Annotated in this window: 28 protein-coding genes; 8 read left to right on the forward strand and 20 right to left on the reverse strand. The window is 34.8% G+C overall.

What is annotated here, in order from left to right:
* Window positions 1-104 precede the first annotated feature (104 nt).
* The 5 genes from QW060_RS08620 to QW060_RS08640 form a co-directional block, all read right to left on the reverse strand.
* Window positions 105-839, reverse strand: a complete 735-nt coding sequence (locus QW060_RS08620; RefSeq protein WP_290364732.1) for a YggS family pyridoxal phosphate-dependent enzyme — start codon at window positions 837-839, stop codon at window positions 105-107.
* A gap of 58 nt (window positions 840-897) precedes the next feature.
* A complete protein-coding gene (locus tag QW060_RS08625) occupies window positions 898-1,344 on the reverse strand; it encodes a GNAT family N-acetyltransferase (RefSeq protein ID WP_290363223.1) in 447 nt (148 codons plus the stop codon).
* 66 nt (window positions 1,345-1,410) lie between these two features.
* A complete protein-coding gene (locus tag QW060_RS08630) occupies window positions 1,411-1,641 on the reverse strand; it encodes a thioredoxin family protein (RefSeq protein ID WP_290363224.1) in 231 nt (76 codons plus the stop codon).
* A 102-nt stretch (window positions 1,642-1,743) separates the two neighbouring features.
* Window positions 1,744-2,631 carry a dihydrodipicolinate synthase family protein gene (locus QW060_RS08635; RefSeq protein WP_290363225.1) on the reverse strand — a complete coding sequence of 296 codons (888 nt, stop codon included), beginning with the start codon at window positions 2,629-2,631 and terminating at the stop codon, window positions 1,744-1,746.
* 33 nt (window positions 2,632-2,664) lie between these two features.
* Window positions 2,665-3,168: a cupin domain-containing protein gene (locus QW060_RS08640; RefSeq protein WP_290363226.1), complete on the reverse strand. Its 504-nt coding sequence runs from the start codon at window positions 3,166-3,168 to the stop codon at window positions 2,665-2,667.
* A gap of 100 nt (window positions 3,169-3,268) precedes the next feature.
* On the opposite strand from QW060_RS08640, the gene pdxR reads away from it, so the two are divergent.
* The 5 genes from pdxR (at window position 3,269) to QW060_RS08665 (ending at window position 7,056) form a co-directional block, all read left to right on the forward strand.
* A complete protein-coding gene (gene pdxR, locus QW060_RS08645) occupies window positions 3,269-4,699 on the forward strand; it encodes a MocR-like pyridoxine biosynthesis transcription factor PdxR (protein WP_290363227.1) in 1,431 nt (476 codons plus the stop codon).
* 165 nt (window positions 4,700-4,864) lie between these two features.
* Window positions 4,865-5,593, forward strand: a complete 729-nt coding sequence (locus tag QW060_RS08650; protein ID WP_290363228.1) for a CPBP family intramembrane glutamic endopeptidase — start codon at window positions 4,865-4,867, stop codon at window positions 5,591-5,593.
* 270 nt (window positions 5,594-5,863) lie between these two features.
* Window positions 5,864-6,208: a hypothetical protein gene (locus tag QW060_RS08655; RefSeq protein WP_290363229.1), complete on the forward strand. Its 345-nt coding sequence runs from the start codon at window positions 5,864-5,866 to the stop codon at window positions 6,206-6,208.
* 199 nt (window positions 6,209-6,407) lie between these two features.
* Window positions 6,408-6,665, forward strand: a complete 258-nt coding sequence (locus QW060_RS08660) for a redox-active disulfide protein 2 (RefSeq protein WP_290363230.1) — start codon at window positions 6,408-6,410, stop codon at window positions 6,663-6,665.
* Between the two features lies 1 nt (window position 6,666).
* Window positions 6,667-7,056 carry a barstar family protein gene (locus tag QW060_RS08665; RefSeq protein WP_290363231.1) on the forward strand — a complete coding sequence of 130 codons (390 nt, stop codon included), beginning with the start codon at window positions 6,667-6,669 and terminating at the stop codon, window positions 7,054-7,056.
* A gap of 185 nt (window positions 7,057-7,241) precedes the next feature.
* Here QW060_RS08665 and QW060_RS08670 read toward each other — a convergent pair whose 3' ends face one another.
* Window positions 7,242-7,469, reverse strand: a complete 228-nt coding sequence (locus QW060_RS08670) for a DUF6713 family protein (RefSeq protein WP_290363232.1) — start codon at window positions 7,467-7,469, stop codon at window positions 7,242-7,244.
* 77 nt (window positions 7,470-7,546) lie between these two features.
* On the opposite strand from QW060_RS08670, the gene QW060_RS08675 reads away from it, so the two are divergent.
* Complete coding sequence (locus QW060_RS08675) at window positions 7,547-8,011, forward strand: N-acetyltransferase (RefSeq protein WP_290363233.1); 465 nt, start codon at window positions 7,547-7,549, stop codon at window positions 8,009-8,011.
* 46 nt (window positions 8,012-8,057) lie between these two features.
* Here QW060_RS08675 and QW060_RS08680 read toward each other — a convergent pair whose 3' ends face one another.
* The 10 genes from QW060_RS08680 to QW060_RS08725 form a co-directional block, all read right to left on the reverse strand.
* Window positions 8,058-8,462: a VOC family protein gene (locus QW060_RS08680; RefSeq protein ID WP_290363234.1), complete on the reverse strand. Its 405-nt coding sequence runs from the start codon at window positions 8,460-8,462 to the stop codon at window positions 8,058-8,060.
* 129 nt (window positions 8,463-8,591) lie between these two features.
* Window positions 8,592-8,891: a hypothetical protein gene (locus tag QW060_RS08685; protein WP_290363235.1), complete on the reverse strand. Its 300-nt coding sequence runs from the start codon at window positions 8,889-8,891 to the stop codon at window positions 8,592-8,594.
* Between the two features lie 211 nt (window positions 8,892-9,102).
* Window positions 9,103-9,591, reverse strand: coding sequence for a hypothetical protein (locus QW060_RS08690; RefSeq protein ID WP_290363236.1), 489 nt, complete (start codon window positions 9,589-9,591; stop codon window positions 9,103-9,105).
* A gap of 3 nt (window positions 9,592-9,594) precedes the next feature.
* Window positions 9,595-10,863: a hypothetical protein gene (locus QW060_RS08695; protein ID WP_290363237.1), complete on the reverse strand. Its 1,269-nt coding sequence runs from the start codon at window positions 10,861-10,863 to the stop codon at window positions 9,595-9,597.
* Window positions 10,864-11,114: 251 nt separating this feature from the next.
* Window positions 11,115-11,633 (reverse strand): hypothetical protein, encoded by a 519-nt coding sequence (locus tag QW060_RS08700; RefSeq protein ID WP_290363238.1) that lies wholly within the window; start codon window positions 11,631-11,633, stop codon window positions 11,115-11,117.
* 27 nt (window positions 11,634-11,660) lie between these two features.
* The gene (locus QW060_RS08705) at window positions 11,661-11,789 is read right to left on the reverse strand and encodes a hypothetical protein (RefSeq protein WP_290363239.1); all 129 of its coding nucleotides are present in this window, start codon (window positions 11,787-11,789) and stop codon (window positions 11,661-11,663) included.
* A 103-nt stretch (window positions 11,790-11,892) separates the two neighbouring features.
* Window positions 11,893-12,930 (reverse strand): retropepsin-like aspartic protease, encoded by a 1,038-nt coding sequence (locus QW060_RS08710; RefSeq protein ID WP_290363240.1) that lies wholly within the window; start codon window positions 12,928-12,930, stop codon window positions 11,893-11,895.
* A gap of 347 nt (window positions 12,931-13,277) precedes the next feature.
* Window positions 13,278-13,868 carry an NAD(P)H-dependent oxidoreductase gene (locus QW060_RS08715; protein ID WP_290363241.1) on the reverse strand — a complete coding sequence of 197 codons (591 nt, stop codon included), beginning with the start codon at window positions 13,866-13,868 and terminating at the stop codon, window positions 13,278-13,280.
* 3 nt (window positions 13,869-13,871) lie between these two features.
* Window positions 13,872-14,828, reverse strand: a complete 957-nt coding sequence (locus QW060_RS08720; RefSeq protein WP_290363242.1) for an alpha/beta hydrolase — start codon at window positions 14,826-14,828, stop codon at window positions 13,872-13,874.
* A 12-nt stretch (window positions 14,829-14,840) separates the two neighbouring features.
* Window positions 14,841-15,788, reverse strand: coding sequence for an NADP-dependent oxidoreductase (locus tag QW060_RS08725; RefSeq protein ID WP_290363243.1), 948 nt, complete (start codon window positions 15,786-15,788; stop codon window positions 14,841-14,843).
* An 83-nt stretch (window positions 15,789-15,871) separates the two neighbouring features.
* Here QW060_RS08725 and QW060_RS08730 point away from each other — a divergent pair, with 83 nt between their 5' ends.
* Window positions 15,872-16,711, forward strand: a complete 840-nt coding sequence (locus tag QW060_RS08730) for an AraC family transcriptional regulator (protein ID WP_290363244.1) — start codon at window positions 15,872-15,874, stop codon at window positions 16,709-16,711.
* A gap of 55 nt (window positions 16,712-16,766) precedes the next feature.
* Here QW060_RS08730 and QW060_RS08735 read toward each other — a convergent pair whose 3' ends face one another.
* Window positions 16,767-17,102, reverse strand: coding sequence for a winged helix-turn-helix transcriptional regulator (locus QW060_RS08735; RefSeq protein ID WP_290363245.1), 336 nt, complete (start codon window positions 17,100-17,102; stop codon window positions 16,767-16,769).
* A gap of 101 nt (window positions 17,103-17,203) precedes the next feature.
* Between QW060_RS08735 and QW060_RS08740 the strand changes: the two genes are divergently transcribed.
* The gene (locus QW060_RS08740) at window positions 17,204-17,965 is read left to right on the forward strand and encodes an MBL fold metallo-hydrolase (protein WP_290363246.1); all 762 of its coding nucleotides are present in this window, start codon (window positions 17,204-17,206) and stop codon (window positions 17,963-17,965) included.
* A gap of 126 nt (window positions 17,966-18,091) precedes the next feature.
* Here QW060_RS08740 and QW060_RS08745 read toward each other — a convergent pair whose 3' ends face one another.
* Genes QW060_RS08745 through QW060_RS08755 form a run of 3 tightly spaced genes read right to left on the reverse strand, consistent with a single transcriptional unit; the run spans window position 18,092 to window position 20,536 of the window.
* Window positions 18,092-18,712, reverse strand: coding sequence for an alpha-ketoglutarate-dependent dioxygenase AlkB family protein (locus QW060_RS08745; protein WP_290363247.1), 621 nt, complete (start codon window positions 18,710-18,712; stop codon window positions 18,092-18,094).
* Window positions 18,699-19,142 (reverse strand): DUF1810 domain-containing protein, encoded by a 444-nt coding sequence (locus tag QW060_RS08750; RefSeq protein ID WP_290363248.1) that lies wholly within the window; start codon window positions 19,140-19,142, stop codon window positions 18,699-18,701. The genes QW060_RS08745 and QW060_RS08750 overlap by 14 nt, the downstream gene beginning before the upstream one ends.
* Window positions 19,143-19,168: 26 nt before the next feature.
* Window positions 19,169-20,536, reverse strand: a complete 1,368-nt coding sequence (locus tag QW060_RS08755; protein ID WP_290364733.1) for an exonuclease domain-containing protein — start codon at window positions 20,534-20,536, stop codon at window positions 19,169-19,171.
* Window positions 20,537-20,656 lie beyond the last annotated feature (120 nt).

The raw sequence follows: 20,656 nt of genomic DNA on the forward strand, positions 1-20,656 counted from the left end.
AAATTCTTTTTTTAACACATAATTCAGAATTTAATTCTCTAAAAATAAAATAAAAAACACCTAAAAAAATAGTTTTATGGCGTAAATTATTAACAATCGCCTAATTATGCTGTAGTTTCATTCCAATAATAACTGTCTGGCAAGGCTCTTTTACCAAAAACAGCCGTTCCTATTCTTAGGATTGTAGCTCCTTCTTCGATAGCAATTTCCAAATCACCACTCATTCCCATAGAAAGTTCCTTCATTTCAATATCCGGAATATTACTGTTCATAAGTTGTTGCTGTAGATGGCGCAACCGTTGAAAGCATAAACGCACTTTTTCTTTATCTGTCGTAAATAAACCAATAGTCATCAAGCCTTTTACCTTTAGTCTGTCCAGTTTTGATAAGTGTGTAACCAATTCAATTGCCTGAGACGGAGCTATTCCGAATTTACTTTGTTCACCTGAAGTATTTACCTGAATGAGTACGTCCATTGTTTTATTTTCATATTCCAATCTCTTTTGCAGTTTCTGTGCTAAATCAAGCCTGTCCATAGATTGAAGACAGCTAACGTCATATTTAAGCAGATCCTTTATTTTATTGGATTGTAAGTGACCAATAAAATGATTTGTATGCGGAATATGGACGAGTAAAGGATGTTTTTCTTTCAACTCCTGAACTTTATTTTCGGCTATGAGTGTAAGCCCCGCATGTAATGCTATACCAATACGCTCAGCAGAAATTGTTTTGGTAGCCAGCAGAACTTTTATCTCTTTCGGATCTCTTTTACTGTTATAGCAGGCTTTTTTTATTCTTGTAAAAACCTGTTCCAGATTTTTCAATATCTCTTTTTCCATTTCTTCTGTTTTTTTTAATGAAAATGGCGAATCTGTAGAGATCCGCCATCGTTTCTTTTTATAACCACCAATGATAGTAATTATGGGCTCCGTCATATTCAAATCCACAACGCGGATAAAGCTGATTTCCGATATCATTTGTTTTTTCGGTTTCCAGCATCAGTCCACATGCTCCCGTTTCCTTACACCATTGTTTACTGCGGTCGATCAAAGCTACGGATAGCCCCTTGCCTCTGTAATCCGGATGTACAAACAGATCACTCAACAACCATTGTTTTTGCAATTTGGTGTAGTGGAATAGCTTGTATAGTTGAACAAAACCAACCGCTTTTTCATCTATAATTACGAGGAAAATATCAGATTCACTGTTTAAAAATCGCTCTCTTAAAAAATCTTTCCCTCTTTCCAGATCAGATTCCTGACGATAAAAAATACGATACAGATTAAATAATTCTGCGGTTTCATTTAAGTCTTCAAGACTTGCTTTTTTGATGCTGTAATTCATGACAGATATAATATTAAAATAGTTAGGTATTATGAATAAAAGTCTGATACTATAATTCTCAGTATTTTATTTTAAATCTTCAATAGAAGCTCCGAAATTGATGTGCAGTACATTTCCATTCGGCAATACAAGTGCCGGTACAGATGCTACTCCTCTGCTCTCTGCTTCTGCAACTTTTTCAGGCTCATTGCCCAAATGAACCATGGTTAATTGCTCTGAAGGTATAAATTGCAGTATGTTTTCTTCTGCACTCATACAAACCGGGCATCCGGCATGATAATAAATTACTTTTTTCATTTTTGCATTTCATTAAATTAGTGAAACAATTTTCAGGCTAAATTATCCTGATCAGCGTATCTTTTACTGATACAGTTTTTATATAAACCGATAGTCCAGCGATTACATTTGGGTTACATCGTTTAAAATCTGTTTTAAGTGTACGACCTCCTTTTCTTCCAAAGGCTGTAGAGGACTGCGCAGATATCCAGCATCCTGATCCAAAAGATGAAGTCCTGCTTTTACTGCTCTCGGAAGTCCTTTTGCAACAATGAATTTTAATACGTCCAATTGCTTATAAAACAATTGTCGGGCTTTCTCCCAGTCATTTGCCTGTACTGCATCATATAACATGATGTTCAGTTCCGGAATCAGATTTGTAGCCGCTGTACACCATCCGTCAGCACCTGCTGCAAATGCTGCCAGTGCAAGCGGATTTGATCCGTTGTAAAAGGCAACCTCTTCCCCCAATTCTTTTTTCAGAGTATGCATTCGCTGAATATCGCCTGTACTTTCTTTAATCATGGTCACATTCGGTATTTCCAATAAACGCTTTAACAAACCTGTTGACATGTCTACACCGCTGGTAGCCGGATTGTTATAAGCCATAATCGGTATAGAAATTTTAGAAGCAACCGCATCATAATGCCTGAAAATTTCATCATCACTGAGTTTCCAGTAACTCATGGGAATTATCATTACTGCTGCTGCCCCTGCTCTCTCTGCAAACCGGGCATGATAAATTGTCTTTTCCGTTGTCAGATTCGATACTCCGACGAGTGTTGGTACTCTTCCGGATACCTGATCAATTGTTGCTTCCGTTACTGCTTCTTTTTCTTCATCTGACAGATAGGGCAATACCCCTGTACTTCCCAAAGGTGCAATTGCATGCGAGCCTGCAGCCACCAATCGCTCTACCAGTTTTTTAAACAAAACAATATCTACTTTTTCTTCTTTATCGAATGGTGTAATCGGATAAGCAATAATGCCTTTAAATACTGTATCTTTCATTTTTACTTATTAATTTTTTTATACAATGATTATTTATAAATCTCTTCCTTCTTCTTCGCGTAATGCTACTCCGAGATTCTGAAGCTGTGGCGCATTTTCGCAGGCAATATATTTGGCTGGTTCGCTGTCACTGAGGTTTTGGTGACGGTGCCATGCCCATGAAGGAATGTACACAGCATCTCCAGCTTCCCACTCAACTCTTTCATTTTCTACTTCCGTCCACCCTTTTCCTTCAACCACATACAATACGGTTTCATAAGTATGACGGTGTCGGTTGGTCAGTTGTCCCGGTAAAAGTCCTCCTATTGTCATGCTCACATTTTTACTTGGGAGATCCACAAAAAATACCGGATGTTTTCTTTCTGTAGAAAACTGATCATGAACACCTGCTTTTTCAACATTTTTATGAATAACATGAGACGGTTTTATATAAACCGGACGTGAAAAAGTTTGATGAAAATCTTTAGAACTGAATTGTTTTTGTTCTGCGTGTACTGTTTTTTGAACACCTGCTGTTGTTTTTTCTACTTTTGACATAATTAAAAATTTTAAATTGTTATAGCATTATTGCGAAACAAAACTATTGTATATTTGGACCATATACATAGTACAGTTTTTACATAAACAAATAGTCCAGATGTTACGCCCTTGGAAATTAGAAATACAGATAGATCACAAAGCGGATAAACCGATATATCTGCAAATTGCAGATGCAATTATTATGGATATCCAATCCGGAAGGCTTCAAAACGGAACTGCTCTGCCCGGCAGCAGAATATTGGCAAAAGAGCTCAATCTCAATCGGAATACAATAGTGGAAGCCCTTCAGGTATTGTTGAATGAAGAATGGCTGGTTACAAAAGAAAGAAAAGGAACTTTTGTTGCGGAAACGTTACCGGTATTCAAAAAAAATTCTGTAAAATCTTCAGTACGCCTCTCTAAAGAGAATGAAAGTCCTCTTTTTCGTATCAATTTTGATGATGGATCTCCAGACAGTAAAATAGCACCCGTAACCGAATTAGCCAGAGCTTACCGACAAATTTTTAACAGAAAAGCGAAATGGCAAATGATGGGATATACGAATGTTCTGGGAGATAAGGATTTTAGAGCAGCTATTGTACAAATGCTGAATCATCAACGCGGTATGCAGATCAGTGAAGAGCATGTCTGTATAACACGTGGCAGTCAGATGGCGATGTATCTTGCAGCTCATTGCCTGTTTAAAAAAGATGATTATGTAATGGTTGAAAATCCGGGATACAAGCCTGCCTGGAAAGCATTTGAGAATGCCGGCGCAAAGTTACTTCCTTTACGGGTGGATAACGAAGGTCTTATTATGGAAGATGTGCTTGCCTACCTTAAAAAATATCCTGCAATAAAAGCAATTTATACCACACCTCACCATCAATATCCTACAACTGTAACCTTATCGCTCCAAAGGAGATTGGAATTAATCCGATTGTCAAATGAGCATGGTTTTACTATTATTGAAGATGATTATGATAATGAGTTTCACTTTGGTTATCGTCCTGTTTTGCCTCTGTCGAGTTATGTTGAATTGAAAAACTATATTTATATAGGTACAATGAGTAAGGTGGTGGCGCCCGCCTTAAGAATTGGTTATCTGGTCTGTAAAGATGAAAATCTCATAGGAAAAATTGGAAATCTACGCAAAATAATTGACGTACAGGGCGATACAATTATGGAACAGGCTGTTTTATATCTCATCAAAGATGGAACGATAAAAAGACATCTTAAAAAGGCTTCTCAATACTATAAATCCAAACGGAATTTTGTAAAAAACATCTTGATAAAGCATCTTTCCGACAAAGCTGAATTTCACGTTCCTGAAGGCGGCCTGGCATTTTGGATTATTCCCAAAAAACAAGTGAAATGGAAATTGGTTGATACGGCTCTTCAAAAGAAAGGAATAAAGATTATACTGCCAGAAACATATAGTCTGAAAGAGCCTGTAAACGGCTTACGTATAGGTTATGCCTATCTTTCAGAAGAACAGCTTGAAGAAGGAATTAAAGAGATTGGCAGTTTGTTATCATCACATCTCTGATTAGTTGTCAGGCGTTCTTCAAAGCAAAAAAAAGAAATGTATTGGATTTGATAAATAGTTGCTTATTTTAGATAAATTTGTGTTTTTCTGTTTTATTGAAATGTTCAGCATAATCGAAACAGGTTGAGCCATTACAATAGAAAATATCATTATAAAAGCAACAAAATGGATGTATTAAAAACTGCAAAAAATGTTAATTGGTTAAGAATACTATTGTTCTATAGTATCGTTCTCACGGGTACTTATTTTGCAAGAAAACTCCCTAACCTATTGAATCTGGTTCTTGAAAAAGTTACAGATATTCCTTTTACCTTTAATTATAATCACGGGCTTGTAACTCTTTTTGTTTCCCTGCTATTTTACAAATTAAGCAAAGAGAAACAGCAAATTACTTTACTCGGAGAACACAAAATTAAGAGCCTTTTATTTCCTTTTATATTGTTTGTGTGTTACGGTGTGTTTGGAATTTCTAATCATCATGGAGTTAACCCGCATCTTTGGGCATTGATTTTTTGCTTTTTTGCCTTTATCTACAATATCATGGAGGAGTATGCCTGGAGAGGTTATCTCATTGAGAGTATGGGGAAAATTCCTTTTATTTTAAAAAGTCTGATCTCTGGTATTCTATGGGCAATATGGCATTTATTGATTTTTGAAAATTTTGACCAATACGGTGGATTTTGGATCTTTTTAGCATTCTGTATTATCTTTTCGTTTATCCTTACGTTTGCAGTTCAAAGAACAAAATCCATCCTTGTAGCCGCAACGATCCATGCTTTTATTATTCAAACCAACATCGCGGCCATACTTTGTTTTAGCATCTTTATGCTGCTATTAATTTTTTGGAACAAAAAGCTGACAAAATCTAAACGAACTCCAATTAATGAACAATAATCTACTATTCTATAAAATACCATTTACAGCTTAAAATCATTTATAATTAAGATAAAAACTAAGTAACACTTAGGCTTTATCGACTCTTTATAAAAAAAACTGAAAACCCGAATAAATTAAAAAATGCCATATCATTATTCTTATGGCATAATTTTTATTTTATAAAATATTCAAAAAATAAAAAACAAACAACAATTTTATTTAACTTATTAAAATTATATTCACAACATTAACTTAAATTATATTTTTATTATGAAAAAATTAATTATTATGAGTGTATTTGCTCTGTGTAGCATGATTTCCTTTGCCGGAAATGGACAAAAGGAATTAGCAGACAAAACCTTTAATGGGGTGAAAATTGAAAATAGTTCAGCTTCAGAATCCGATGCTAATTTCAATACCGGAAATGTTTATAAAATAGACATCAGAATTTTTTGGGTATGTTCAGGCGGTATGTCAAACGATTCATTTCAAACGGCAATTGATCAAACAGCTTGTTTAGATGCTACGCAATTAGCGAATGTTAAAGCAATGTACCTGATGTTATATCAGACCATGTATCCGGATGTTTGTAACATAGTTGTTTATGATACGCTTTTATATCCCTGCAATTAAATAACGGGTTGCGTTACTTTGCAATACATCATATTAAAAGCCGTTTAATCTTTAGACGGCTTTTTTACTTTTCACCGTCTTAAGCTTTATAGGATAATCCTTTAAATAATCATAACATTAACCTGCTATCTTAAAAAGATTTATTGTTTCATTTTTAACTATTTCTTTTCAATTTTATATATAAAAAAACGTATTTTGAATGAAAAAATATAGAATGAAAAATAAAGAATTCCACGAAATGACAAATGAAGAGTTACGTAAAAAAAAGAAATCATTAGCAAGCACAACCGGTTTTCTTACAGGTTTATTGATAATTTTATTAGTTGCTGCTGTGTATATATGCATAAGAAAAGGATTTACGCCGCTTATCATAATTCCTTTTGCATTGTCGCCCATCATAATCGTCAACTATAAAAAAATAAAGGAGATAAAAGAAGAGTTGAAAAAACGCCTGTGATATGCCAAAGTCAATTACCATCAACGGAGATCTCATTCATGACATTCCTTCCTTTTATGAAGAAATCAACCGGATTTTTATGGCTGAAGAGGACTGGAAAATAGGAAACAGTCTTGATGCGTTTGATGATATGCTGTATGGGGGCTTCGGAATTATTAAAGCAAATGAATCGGTTCAACTCCATTGGTTGAATTCTGAAAATAGCAGAAAAGCTTTAGGATTTGAACTGACCCAAAAGTACTATTCAGAAAAATTAAAAGCAGTAGCATACAATAAAAAAATCATTGAAGAAAAATTATCTGCTTTAGAAAAAGGTACAGGACCAACCTATTTTGAAATACTGTTGGAAATCATTTCAGAACATAAAAACATTCATCTCAATCTGTATTGAGGCAATAATACTATCTTTTTGATAGCGTAACATGCTGTAAATAGAAAGCAACACTTATATATTTTACACCAGTACATCTATCAGAGCAAAGACAGCAGATCCGGCTATAAATGTCCAGGAAATCCAATCTTTAAAAGCGTTCTTGCTATGCTTCAGATATAAAATATGCAGCAGCAAATGGGCAATCAGAAAAATAGTAAACTCATAAATGCTTCAGAAGATTCAGGGTTATTCAGTTGATGATAAATAAAGAAAAAAATGGGCAGATGTGCAAACATAAAGATGACAAATCCCCAGTAATCTCCCAATAGAGAAAGCCCCGGAAAGATACGCCATTCTTTACACCGTATCGCATCCATTTCATGCAGGATAAAGAGAAAAAGAGCTAAATAAAAAAAGACATGTTCCGACAATTTCGTTATTTTAAACTATATGGGCTGATATTGTTAAGTATCTTTGCGATAATAATACCCGGAACAAATATAATTAAATGAATACAATACATTCTGATTTTCTGTCCATAAAGCGTGCGACTGAAGCTGATATCGGCGTTCTTGTTGATATATGGTATGAAGCTTCGATCCTTTCACATGACTTTATTCCTGAATCTTATTGGCAAGAAAATAAAAAAATCATGCAAGATCACTATTTACCTTTATCCGAATCGTATCTGATTCATGATGAAAATAGTATACATGGTTTTATTTCTTTAGTAGACCGCAATCATATTGCGGCATTGTTTATCAGACCTAATATGCAAGGAATGGGCTTGGGAAGCATGCTTTTGGCTCATGCACAAAAAAACAGAACAGAACTCAGCTTAAAAGTATATAGCAAGAACGTACAAGGTGTTCATTTTTATCAGGCCAAAGGCTTTAAACTAATTTCTGAATCTGTTGATGAGGCAACTGCTCAAACAGAATTTCTTATGCAATTTAAGGCAGATGATGAATAGCTGCCCTAAAATTAATTATTGCCTTAATTAATACAAAAATAAGAGCTTACGGAATATCCTGATTTTGATCAGAAATTCCGGCTGGCTCCCATAGCTCCACGATATTACCTTCCGGGTCTAAGATGTGTACAAATTTTCCGTAAACATATTCACTGATTTCATCAATGATTGTTACCCCTTCTTTTTTTAACTCTTCAACCAAAGCAACAATATTATCTACCCGATAATTGATCATAAAAGGTTTTACTGAAGGCTTAAAATAAGTGGTACCCTGAGGAAAGGTACTCCAGGATGTAGAACCTTTTTTTGAAGGATCTTCTGTATCTCTCCATTCAAATGTTGCTCCGTAATCTGTGACCGCTATTCCCAAATTTTTTGCATACCATTCGTTCATTTCTTTCGGATGCTCACATTTAAAGAATACGCCTCCGATGCCTGTTACTTTTTTCATATTTTTAAATTAAGAATTATAATCACTAAAAAAGATATGTAATACCTCACTAATGGCACAAGATATAAAAAAAGTCAAGAAAAATCCTGACTTTTAGTAAATAAACTGATTAAAATCCTAATCATATATTTATGGCCCAACAGGTCCAGGAACATTGGTTTCAATTGTACAAACTATATTTGCTCCTTCATTCCGTGTTTCTGGATATTCTAATGTAGGATACATAAATAGAATATAGGAAAAAGCATCTTCTAATGTATTAAAATAGTAATAGTCTCCATAATATTGATTAACGCCATTTACTACTTTAAAATGTCTCACAGAAACATTTCCTCCACAAGCAATTGGTCCGCTACCAATTGGTCCGCCAGCAAATGCACTTACAAAAGTTCCTAAGGATAGTGCTAAAGTTAAAAATACTTTTTTCATAATATAATTATTTTAGTTAATAAAAGTAAATATATAAATTTATTTAATAATAATTAACAAATAATAATGCATAAAAATCAGTATTTCAAATTTTATCCACAAAAAAACCGGAGTGATCCGGTTAGTTGTATGCAATAGTAATTGAAATCATTTTGATATAAAAACAAACTGTATTATGATCACACCAACATCTCTGGTGTTATAATCTGGCTTACTTTTTAGTTAAAATAGTTTCACTTGGTAATTGACAAGTAGATACTGATTTATTAAAATATCTTATCGATCTATTTTTAGATTTTGTTCTTTCATCAGAATAGATCAGCTTAAATTTTTTTCCATCAACATCGGATAATTCCATTACTTGTTTACATTTATCAATTGTAAAACTCACCGTCTTATCCATATTATTTATGACTAAAAATGGAATAAATTGCATATTTTGCACATTATAATTAGATTTAAGCCCTACTTTATTAAATATTACTTTTCCATCAATTGAATAGTACATATCACCACCCATTACTTCTAAATCACCATTTGGAGCATTTATAATTACCTTTTTTATATCGATTTCAATTTTAATTCTTTCGTCTTTATATTCATAACTACCTATGAAATTTTTTTCAATCGGAAGTTGTGCGGAGACAACGTAACCAATCATTAAAAAATAGATAACAATTATTTTTTTTATAGTATTCATAACTTAACATTTTTTAAATTTATTTTCTTTTTTATCATAATAATTCCAATCATTATCTTTAGGATCATTCTTTTTATACGTAATTGATAACGAAACGTTAAATAGCTTAAACAATTGAGCTAAATTATTAGCATAATTATCCATATCTCTATTTTCAGGAGTCAAATTCAAAGTATTAAATATACTGCTTAACAGTGTTTCATTAAGCAAAGGTATCATATTAAAAGAAAAATAGAGTGGACTGTCGATGGTCACACTCATATAACCCTCAGAAGATACTATTCCAAATTCAAAAGATTGATAATTATTAATATTACCAAACATATATAATCTATGTAATTCAATCAAATCCGCAGGCGAAGGACCAATCAATAATCCATCATAATGAGAATGAATTAATGTGTTTATTTTTTTTCCGTATGGCAACATAGGCATTTCAAGCGTTGCCGAATCATCATTTTCTTCAAAGCCAGTAACATTTCCATCAGCATCAATCATAAAACCCTTTTCAGACAAAGGTAAGCTATTTACCATTTGACTTAGAACTTCTAATATTTGATTTGTATTATGAAGATTATTTTTAATATTCTTATTAAAATTTTTACATGGATCTGCTGGTGGCTCCGGCGGATGTAAAACTACTCCTCCTCCAATTGAAATAGGGTTTTTAATATCCCAAGCATCTTCTAAAGGATCAGAAATAACAATAACCATCTCAGGTAATGTTTCGTCTGGAAATCCTGGCATTTCTGGACCTGAACCGTCTTTATGGCACTTATTACAAGTCGGAGAATTGAAACTATTGGAAACTTTGAATACATCATCCTTGAATTGTGTATATCTGACATTACCTTTAAAATTATACTCTTTAGCTATCTCATAAGGTCTAACCGAGTATACATTTTCGTCAAACTTAACTTTTTCAGATTCAAATTTAATCAAAGCCATATCAGCCCTACCTTCTGAATCTGCTATAGCAATAAATTCATATGAATTGTCTTGTTTAAGCTTAATAGGAATAATGTATGCACTTATTTTGCTTGTATGCTCATAAGTATATGAATAATCCCAAAGCAAATCTTTCCCTTTTAATGCAGCATAATTTCCTTCAATGTACTTTTTTAAAACAACCATATCCAATCTTTCTGGAACGTAATTTTTAGTTGCTTTCGTTGCCTTTTCCGGTATATCTTCATACAAATTATCAGCATTATTACAACTAATAATTAACAACGGAATAAGGAATTTAAAAATTCTTAGTTTTTGTTTCATTATATTTTATTAAGTTTTGGCAAAAATAGATATATAAATCAGAATAAATTACGACTTCCCGTATTTATATCATTATTTTATGATTAAACAAAAGCATTAACAGTCAAATTTGTTTTATATTAATGATACTATTTCTAATTAGTGTAAAATATAAAAAACGAAGGTTTTTAATAAAAGATATTTTAATATATAACTACAGATATTTTTAATAGTCTAATAAAAAAAGGGTGACTCATCATTTCCCTTTCAAATTACCACCCTCTCTGTCCAAACTTCCAGAATCTACTGTTAATATCAAGCTTTGGAACATTTACAACAGTTTGCATTTTTTTATCTTTTAAAGTTTTATGCATTGAGGAAATTTCAAATTCCAATCGCTTAGTTTCAATATCTTTTGAATTTAAATAAAGCTCTGATTTAATCATTTCTTTTTGAAGATTTGCACTCAGCCTTCTTGATCGATCTCTTCTATAATCTTCTACTGACTTATGGACCGTATCACCCTGAAGAAGTTTTACCAATGTATCTGTTCTAGGCGTCAGGTAAGCAGATCCATCTTTATGCTCTACAACTTCACTTACACCGCCATCACCTACAATAGCAAACTCTTCTTTACCTCCTTTACGTCCGGTTTTGTACTTTGGAATTGGTGTTGCTAATACTGCAGCAGTTTGTAATGCCCCAGCTATAGCGGCTAATAAAGTAAATGGCATACCGCCGGTTAGAAGATATGAGGCCATTGATCCCATAATTGCCTGCGCTGTTATCATTGCTATGTCAGCAATTTTAAAGACTTATTAATATAGCTTGCTTTCTCTGCTCCTTAGGCTTCTTTTCTTCAAGTACATCTCTTCAATAATCTTATTCACGATGCTGAAGAATTTTTTAATAAGAGGAGTAAACTTTTTATCTGATGGTTGCATCATACCTTATAAAAAAAGAGTCTGTAGAAAGACTCTTTCTTTTTTTGGAAATACCCTGTTTGAACAATACAGGCAAATTTCATAAACGGATTTATACAATAATTGTTTACAAACGGTTTATTTCCAGCGTTTTTACTGCTCCCGTATGTACATCTTTGAACTTAATAATTGCTTTTTTATCTGAAAATTTATTTTCTGACCTTACAAGATCGCAAAACTCCATCGATTGGTAATCAATACCGTTAAAATTCAGAATTTCATCCCCTATGTTAACCTTACTTTCCAATTGTTTGTCCCAAATGATCCCTACAACCATTTTATTGTTTTGCAGTGTAGGAGATATAGCCCATATTTGCTGACTTAACGTATCAACGGCTTCATAAGGCTCATAATAAAAACGTTTCTTTTTATAATCCAGAGTTACTTTAGCATGAGAAAGTATCTCTGCTCCCATTCTTGATTCATTACTGCTTGTTGTTGTCACCTGAACTTTTTTAAGGATATTTCCATTGATACTGAGCTGAGGAATCTCCAATACAAACTGGTGTTCTTTGTCCGTCATTCCATGAAGACCCCATGTAAAAGAACCTTCACTTTCCGCTATAGTATTTACTACATCTACCCGGTCTTTGAGAAAATAATATGCCTGAACAGACATCTCATAAAATCCGTCTGCTCCCGTGTCGAACAAAATATTATCAGTCGCTTCCTGATTTCCTTTCTTCAGCATGATTTGTATAAAAGGATTACTTTGAGTCTGTGTCAGTGTTAATTTTTGATACGGTATTTTTTTCAGATCTAATTTTCCTGCATCATTTGTTACTATGATTTTATTATTTCTGTCATCAAATTGTATTACAGAATTTCTCAGCATATTGCTTCCGATGATGCCGTCAATATCCAAACAATCAAAAATCTGATTTGTAGCTTCTGTAAAAAGAATACCCGGCGTGTTTAAAAAGGTAAGCTCTCCCATTTGAAGCTTTGGAACAGAAGTGATAATCATTTCTCCACTCTTGCCAGAGGCATCCAAAACCTCTACTTTACCAACTGTTGATAACTTGAGTTCGTTGTATAACTTTTGAGAAACTGCAAACGGTGCTCCGGTATCCAAAAGAAATTTATATGTCTTTCCCTCTATCACTACGTCTACAAAAATTTTTGATTTCGTTTTTTCGTAGTTTATAGTTGTATGGTATTTTTTTTGTTCGATGCTACCTTGATTCAGATTTATTTCATTTTGCGCAAAAGAAAATACCGAAAAAAAACAGCATAAAAAAAGGGTAAAAAATGGTTTCATAAAAATTTATTTGATTGATAAACTCAGAAGTACACATACTCTTGCATAAATTTTCGAAGATTTATATCTACTTAATAGCAAATCTAAACAATAAAAAGTTTTTTTTAAATAACCTGTCAGATAATTTATTGGAAATGAAATGTGCTTAAAAACAACAGCTATTAAAAACATTTCGTAATAAACTTTTGTATTTATACAGATGCATACACATCTGTTTTGGCAATCGAAGCAATCTCTTCCAACCATCTTTTTCGATCTTCTTCCTTCAGCTCATATAAGGGTCCGATAAAAGTGTTTTGGATAGAATCAACGCCGCAATATTCCAAAATACCTTTTTGCAACTGTATGAGGCCGCTGGAACTGTATTCATCCTCATATACATTTTCAGATAAATCGCCTGCTGTTGTTATAATTCTTCCGGTTCTGCCTTTCAATAGTCCTTCACTAAGGCTGCCTTTGTTACTTTTAAAAACAATACCCGGAAGAAAAGCTCTGTCAAAAAAGCCTTTCATAATGGCGGGCATTCCAAGCCACCACAAAGGATGTATCCATACCTGATGATCGCTCCAACGTATCGCATCCAGTGCTTCTGCAAGGTCCGGTTCCAGTTCCATACGCTGACGATAGCCATGCGCAAGATTCGGATTAAAATCAAGTAATCCGATGGCAATATACCGTACTTCAGAACCTGCATCGCTGGCAGATTGAATATAAGACTGTGCTATGGCGGCATTAAAACTTAACGGATCGGGATGTCCGTTGATGACAACTATTTTTCTCATTTTTTAATCTATTATTTTTTTAAACAGCTCAATTTGTAGCTTATAGAAATTTTCAGATAAAGCACAGTCAAAAAATTCAAAGGTGTGGACTGCTCCTTTTATCTCAATAAGGTTTACCGAAACACCTGCATTTTTTAATTTTTCTGCATACATAATTCCCTCATCTTTCAGTGGATCCAGCTCACATACAATAAGCGTTGCTTCCGGCAGATTTTCAAAAGTATTCTGTAACAGCGGAACCGCATACTTATATAGGCTGTCATTCGTATTTTGTAAATAATGTTTCCACATCCAAGCTGCTGCTTTTTTGGTCTGCAGGGGTGCATTTGACAGTTCCTGCATAGAAGCTGTATCGAGAAGGTTGCTCATTGGCGGATACATCAGGTACTGATGCTGTATTGCTATCTCTTTTCTGTCTCTTGCCCACTGCGTGATAGACGCTGCAATAGTTGCCCCTGCACTGCTTCCGCCTATCATTATATTTTTGTTATCACCACCTATAGTAGCTGCATATCGGGATGTCCATAGCAAAACGTCATAACCGTCTTTTATCGCGGCAGGAAACGGGTGTTTAGGAGCCAGCCTGTAATCAACAGAAATAATAAGCATATTGACTTCCGATACCAATCTGAAAAAGAGAAAATCATATTGTTCCGGTGTACCGTAGATAAAAGAGCCTCCATGAAAATATAGGCATAACGGTAAATGTTTTTGGTCTTTAGGGCGGTAGATTCTTACTCTTATGCTGACTGAGGGATCTGAAGAAGGTATCCATTTATTTTCCACCACGATTTTTTCCGGTATTTTCATTGTTTTTTCAACTGCTGATACTTTATCTTCTTCCAACCTTATTCTTGCAGGATCAGTTGCTAAGAGATGTTCATAATCGATATGCTTAAATCCGCTTTTTTCAATTGCATTCCACAACCCGGAGTCCATTTTTTCTAAGATAGTATTCATGATGTGATATGTTTACAATGTTACTACTACTTTACCTACTGTACGACCGGTTTCAAGCTGCAGATGCGCCTTTGCCATTTCATCAAATCCGAATGTATGCGAAACCTGAGGTTTTACTATTCCGGCTTCTAAAAGAGAGGCAATGTACCGCATATCGTTTCCATCGGAATATACCGACATAAAATAGCAGGCATGTAATTGCTTTTCCCGCGCTTTTATCTCATCTTCCTGCGTATGACCCGAAGGCAATGTGACAATAGTACCAAATGGCTTTAATACCTGTACTGATTTTTGAAAATTACTGCCTCCGACCGATTCCAGTACAAAATCAATATCCTTGAGGAACTTCTCGAAATGAACCGATTTATAATCTATGTGCTGATCTGCTCCTGTCTGTAATACAAAATCCCGGTTGGCGGCAGATGACACTCCTATAACTGAAGCGCCGATATGCTTGGCCATCTGTACCGCAAAATGCCCCACACCTCCTGAGGCCGCATGAATTAAAACGGTATCATGAGGTCTTAATTTTCCGTACCGGTCAAATGCCTGCCAAGCCGTCAGCGCTGCCAAACTGCTGGCGGCAGCTTCTTCATGAGTAATATTTTCAGGCTTTAATGCCAGATGTGCGGCATCAGCAGCTACATACTCTGCGTATGCTTTACCATGACCTACAAAATTGATCATACCAAATACTGCATCGCCGGTTTTAAATGATGTAACTTCACTGCCTGCAGCTACAATTTCTCCGGAAATATCCCATCCCAGAATCAGAGGCTGTTCCTTTGCCAATTGTTGCGCTAAAGGTGCGTGACCATTGCGTACTTTGATGTCTACCGGATTGATACTTATGGCTTTTACTCTAATAAGTACTTCATGATCTGCAATCTCCGGCTTATCCAGATTTTTAAATACGAGGTTTTCAACACCTCCGAATTTTTCCAATACTATCGCTTTCATATTATAAGTTTACAATACAAAAATAGACCTATAAAAAAGCAAAAAACAGGTACATTTAAAGCTTCTTTAGGTATCTTTGCAGGATGGCAAGAGAAAATATGTATCAATCCCTTGAAGTATTCTACGAAAAAGTTAAGGAATGTCCTTTACGGGACCGACAGTTTAATTTTTTTGAATTGGTGTATGTGGTTTCGGGTACCGGATATTACACAGTCAACGGTAATACATTTTCGTATCAATCCGGAGATTTGTTTTTACTCACTCCAAAAGACTGTCATGAATTTGATTTAGAGGGTATCTGTGAATTTATGGTGGTTCGTTTTGGAGAAAATTACATCCGGGAGTATCAATGGAAAAGTATTGATCATATAGAATGTCTGCTGTATTACGCCTCTCATTTATCCGGTTCTTTGCTTGTTACAAATGACGATAAACAAATGGTGCATTCTCTGATGCTGCATTTGCAGCAAACCATAAACCATACATCCGTGTATGCGGAAGATCTTATACTGCATCTGGTCAATGCCGTTATTGTAATCGCAGCACGAAATATAGCAGCTGTAAAACCAAAGAATCTCCTTCCTAATGCCGATATTCGCTTATTGCAGATACTCGATTATATACAACAACATATCCGCAAACCGGAATTGCTCAAGATTGCTGAAATTGCCAAAAAATTCGGATTATCGTCCACCTATCTTGGAAGTTATTTCCGCAAACAGTGCAATGAATCAATACAGCAATATATCTCCTCTTATCGCATCAGACTTATTGAGCACCGTCTGCGCTTCAGCGATAAAAGAGTACACGAAATAGCAGATGAATTCGGTTTTGCAGATGAAAGCCATATCAATAAGTTCTTTAAACGGCATACCGGAATGAGTTTAAAACAATACAGAAACGAACGAATATTTACTTTATAACTGTTGTTTATTTTTCAAATAAAGCCACTAAAAAACTGTAAATTGTTCCTAAATCCTATTCTTCAACAGTATTACTCGGAATCATTTTTTTGGTCCATTCTTCGATCTGCATGATAACAGGTAAGATAGTCTTTCCTTTTTCTGATAACCCATAAAATACTTCAGGTGGAAAAGTATTTACTTGTCTGCGCTCTACTATTTCACTTTCTTCTAATTCCTTAAGCTGTTCAAGCAATACTTTTTTAGAGACTTTCGGAATCTTTCTCCACAGTTCTGTAAAACGGATATCTCCATAATGAAAAAAATGATAGAGTATCAATGGTTTCCATTTTCCTGTAAAAAGCTTCAGAAAGATATTTAACGGACAATTTTCAAATTCTTTATAGTTCATAGGTTACAAATTTGTAAACAATACACCTCTAAGTATATTACTTGTCACTGCCTGTTTCAAGTTATAGGTTTGTATCATTAACATACAAAATTAGTAAAATAATGAAAGTACAATTAATTAGAAATGCCAGTCTGATCATCAGTATTAATGACAAAAAAATATTAGTGGATCCTATGCTGGGTGCTAAAGGTAGTCTGGGAAAATTTCCCTGGATTGATGATATGAGAGCCAATCCTTTAACGGATCTGCCGTTTTCAGAATATGAATTAAAGCGTATGATTGATGAAGTAGATGCAGTTCTGCTTACTCATTTGCACCCGGATCACTGGGATAATAAAGCACAGGAAATGCTTCCGAAAAACATTCCGATATTTTGTCAGCCAGAAGATGCCGAACAGATTGAACTTTTGAATTTTACAAATGTAAAAACTGTGTCACATTCTACCCTATTTGGCGATATTGAATTATTTAGGACAGAAGGAAAACACGGATTAGGAGAGATTGGTAATCTGATGGGAAATGTAAGCGGATTTGTCATCAGACATGATAAAGAAACTTTATATCTGACGGGAGATACAATCTGGTGTAATGACGTTATGGATGCAATCAATCTATATGCTCCTTCTTTTATAATTGTAAACGGCGGTGGAGCAAAGTTTGATATTGGTGAACATGTAACCATGAACTGTACAGACATCAAAAAACTGGCTGAATATAACTCTCACTATAACATCGCTGTTGTTCATCTTGAATCAGTAAGTCCTGTAACTGAAACCAGAAAAGTGCTGAAAACTTTTCTATCAGAAAATGCTCTTTTAAACCGAGTAATCATACCAGATGATGGTGAAGAATTTAGGGTCTGAAAGATAGCATATAACCTGACACTTTCCTTGTGTGATCTGATCTTAAATGAAGCCCGTAATAACTGAAGTTTATTACGGGCTTTTTACTACAATTCATCTATTATTGATAGCGCATTTTTTATCCCATCATTTTAAAACTCTTCTAAACGTCAGATTGATTCGGGGCAGAATTTTTCTTGCCGTTTTGGGAACCTGATGCTCCCAAAAGCTATTGGTGGTACCGGACATCAGAAGAAAAGAACCATGATGCAATGGAATTTCTACTTGTGGGATTTCTTTACGGAATTTATGCCGCAAACGAAATATCCGGGTTTCACCAAATGTTACAGAAGCAATAACAGGATTGATACCTGATCTGCCTGTTTTATCACTGTGCCAGGCAACACCGTCGTTGCCGTTTCTATACAAATTTAATAATACAGCATTAAAGGTCAATTGCGTTTGCTGCTCAACACGTTCGCGTATTTTTTTCAGATCTTCTGTAAGTTCCATCGGTTTTTTTTCATTCTGAACATCAGCTTTATCTTCAAACCACGCGATCATTCTGGGTGCTTTTACAACTTTGTCATACATCGGCATCTCATATTCACTCCAAACCGTATCGGTGAGTAATCTGTGATAATAAGCATCTGATTCTTTTTTATTAAAAAAATTTTCGACAAGCAAAAGTTCTCCATCGGGAATTTCAAAGTCTTTAGTCCCCTTAGTACCACACATGAATAATTCGGCATCATCAAACAACATCATCACTATGCATTTTTAATAACAGATTCCATGTACTGTATTCCGGTAACTCATCGAAATATTTCTTTAATATCTGCTCAAAAACAGGATGTGTATCGGGGACAGATGCAAATAGCGTCATACACGAATGAAATTTAAGAGCATCAGAAAATCCGAAAATCTTCTCTGCCGTGGTATCTTTAAGTCCAAATACAATCTTAGAAATTTCAATAAGATGCTTTCCCAAGACCGGATGTAACAGATATTTTTGAGCTTCCTCTATATCTTCGATACTATATAATCCGGATGCTTCATGATCACTCCATCTTTTTAACTGTGGAAATACAGACCACATCCAGTCACTTTCTTTATACCCCTTTTTTATTTCTGTAATAGCTTTTAGGTACACATAATTTTGTGCTTCTAAAAAACGATTTATGGTATTTGAGTTCATAGGTTAAGATTTATAAAAACATTCTTTTACTTCGAGATTTGTACCACTTTATGAGTGTGTTTTGTTGCAAACGAGTGAATCAATTGCATGATATATTCATTACTTTTATACCGTGTTATGTATTCTTTAATTTCTTCTGTCTGGGTAATTACGGCCTCAGCAGGAATGTATCCCATACCATAAAACTGACCTTCTTCTACCCAAATACAGCTCCGCTCTGCCGGAACTCTGCCTTTATCGGTAATAAAATAACTCTGTTTATGGGTCAATACATGCTCAATAGCCTCTTCAATGCTTTTATTGTGTATCTCAACCGGGGGTAATTGTTTATCATTTGCTCTCACAGGAATTTCTTCTGCTGAAGTTGAGTATTTACAAAACCGATGGTCAATTTTAAATTGTTCCGTAAGGCGCAGCAACACATCTGTACCGTCACGAACAGTATTGAAAACTTCAATGCAGGTCTGAAATTTTGCAATTTTGCCCATAGCAAGATACTTATAACCATTACGGGCTGTGTATTCATAAAGTCCGTATTTGGCTTCAAAGCGCTTCAAAGCTTTGTTATATACAGGCCAGAGCTTTTTTATTTCGGTACACTCAAGCAGTAAAGCCATAAGTTCTGTAGCGCACACTTCAAAAGAAATTCCATAAATATCTCTCAAAAAATGCTGTCGTTGAGGTGTAATTTTATTTCCGCTGAAATGGGAAGCTACCCGTTTTTTAATATTTACCGCCTTACCTACATAAATCACTTTTTTATCCTGATTGTAGAAGTAATAAACACCGGGCTTTTGAGGTAATTGTTCAAAGTCTGCAGCAGGCAGATTAGGGGGCAAACGCTGATCATAAGCTGTATTCTTTATCATCTGCTGTATCACGTTCTGATCATCACATTTGATAAGGAGGTCTAATAATACTGCGGTAGCATCAGCATCTCCTCCGGCACGGTGTCTGTTTTCCAACGCAATATCCAGAGAACGGCAAAGATTGCCCAGGCTGTAGGAGGCTAAGCCCGGTTTTATTTTTCTTGCTGCCCGTACCGTACACAGTTTTCGGGCAGACCACTTCCATCCAGCTTCTTCCAGCTGGTAACGTATAAAAGAGTAATCAAAATTCACATTATGCGCTACAAAAATGCGATCCGTGAGCATCTCAAATACTTTTTCAGATATGGCTTCAAATACAGGCGCATTTTGTACCATTTCGTTGTTAATGCCCGTCAATGCAAAAATGGGAAGCGGTATTTCTTTTTGTGGATTTACCAATGTTTCCCAACAATCAATAATTTTTGTGCCATCATAAATAATGATTGCAATTTCCGTAATGCGGCTTCCGCCGGCATTTCCGCCAGTGGTTTCGATATCTACAATCGCATATTCCGTCTTTTTCATTGATGATCTCCGTTGAATCCTGTTCCTCATTTATTATTATCCATGAAAAGAAAATGTTATGTGCTGTTGATATCTAATCAAACGGATTACGAATCAAACCCATAAATAAAATTTCTTCTC

The organism is Paenimyroides ceti (assembly GCF_030409925.1).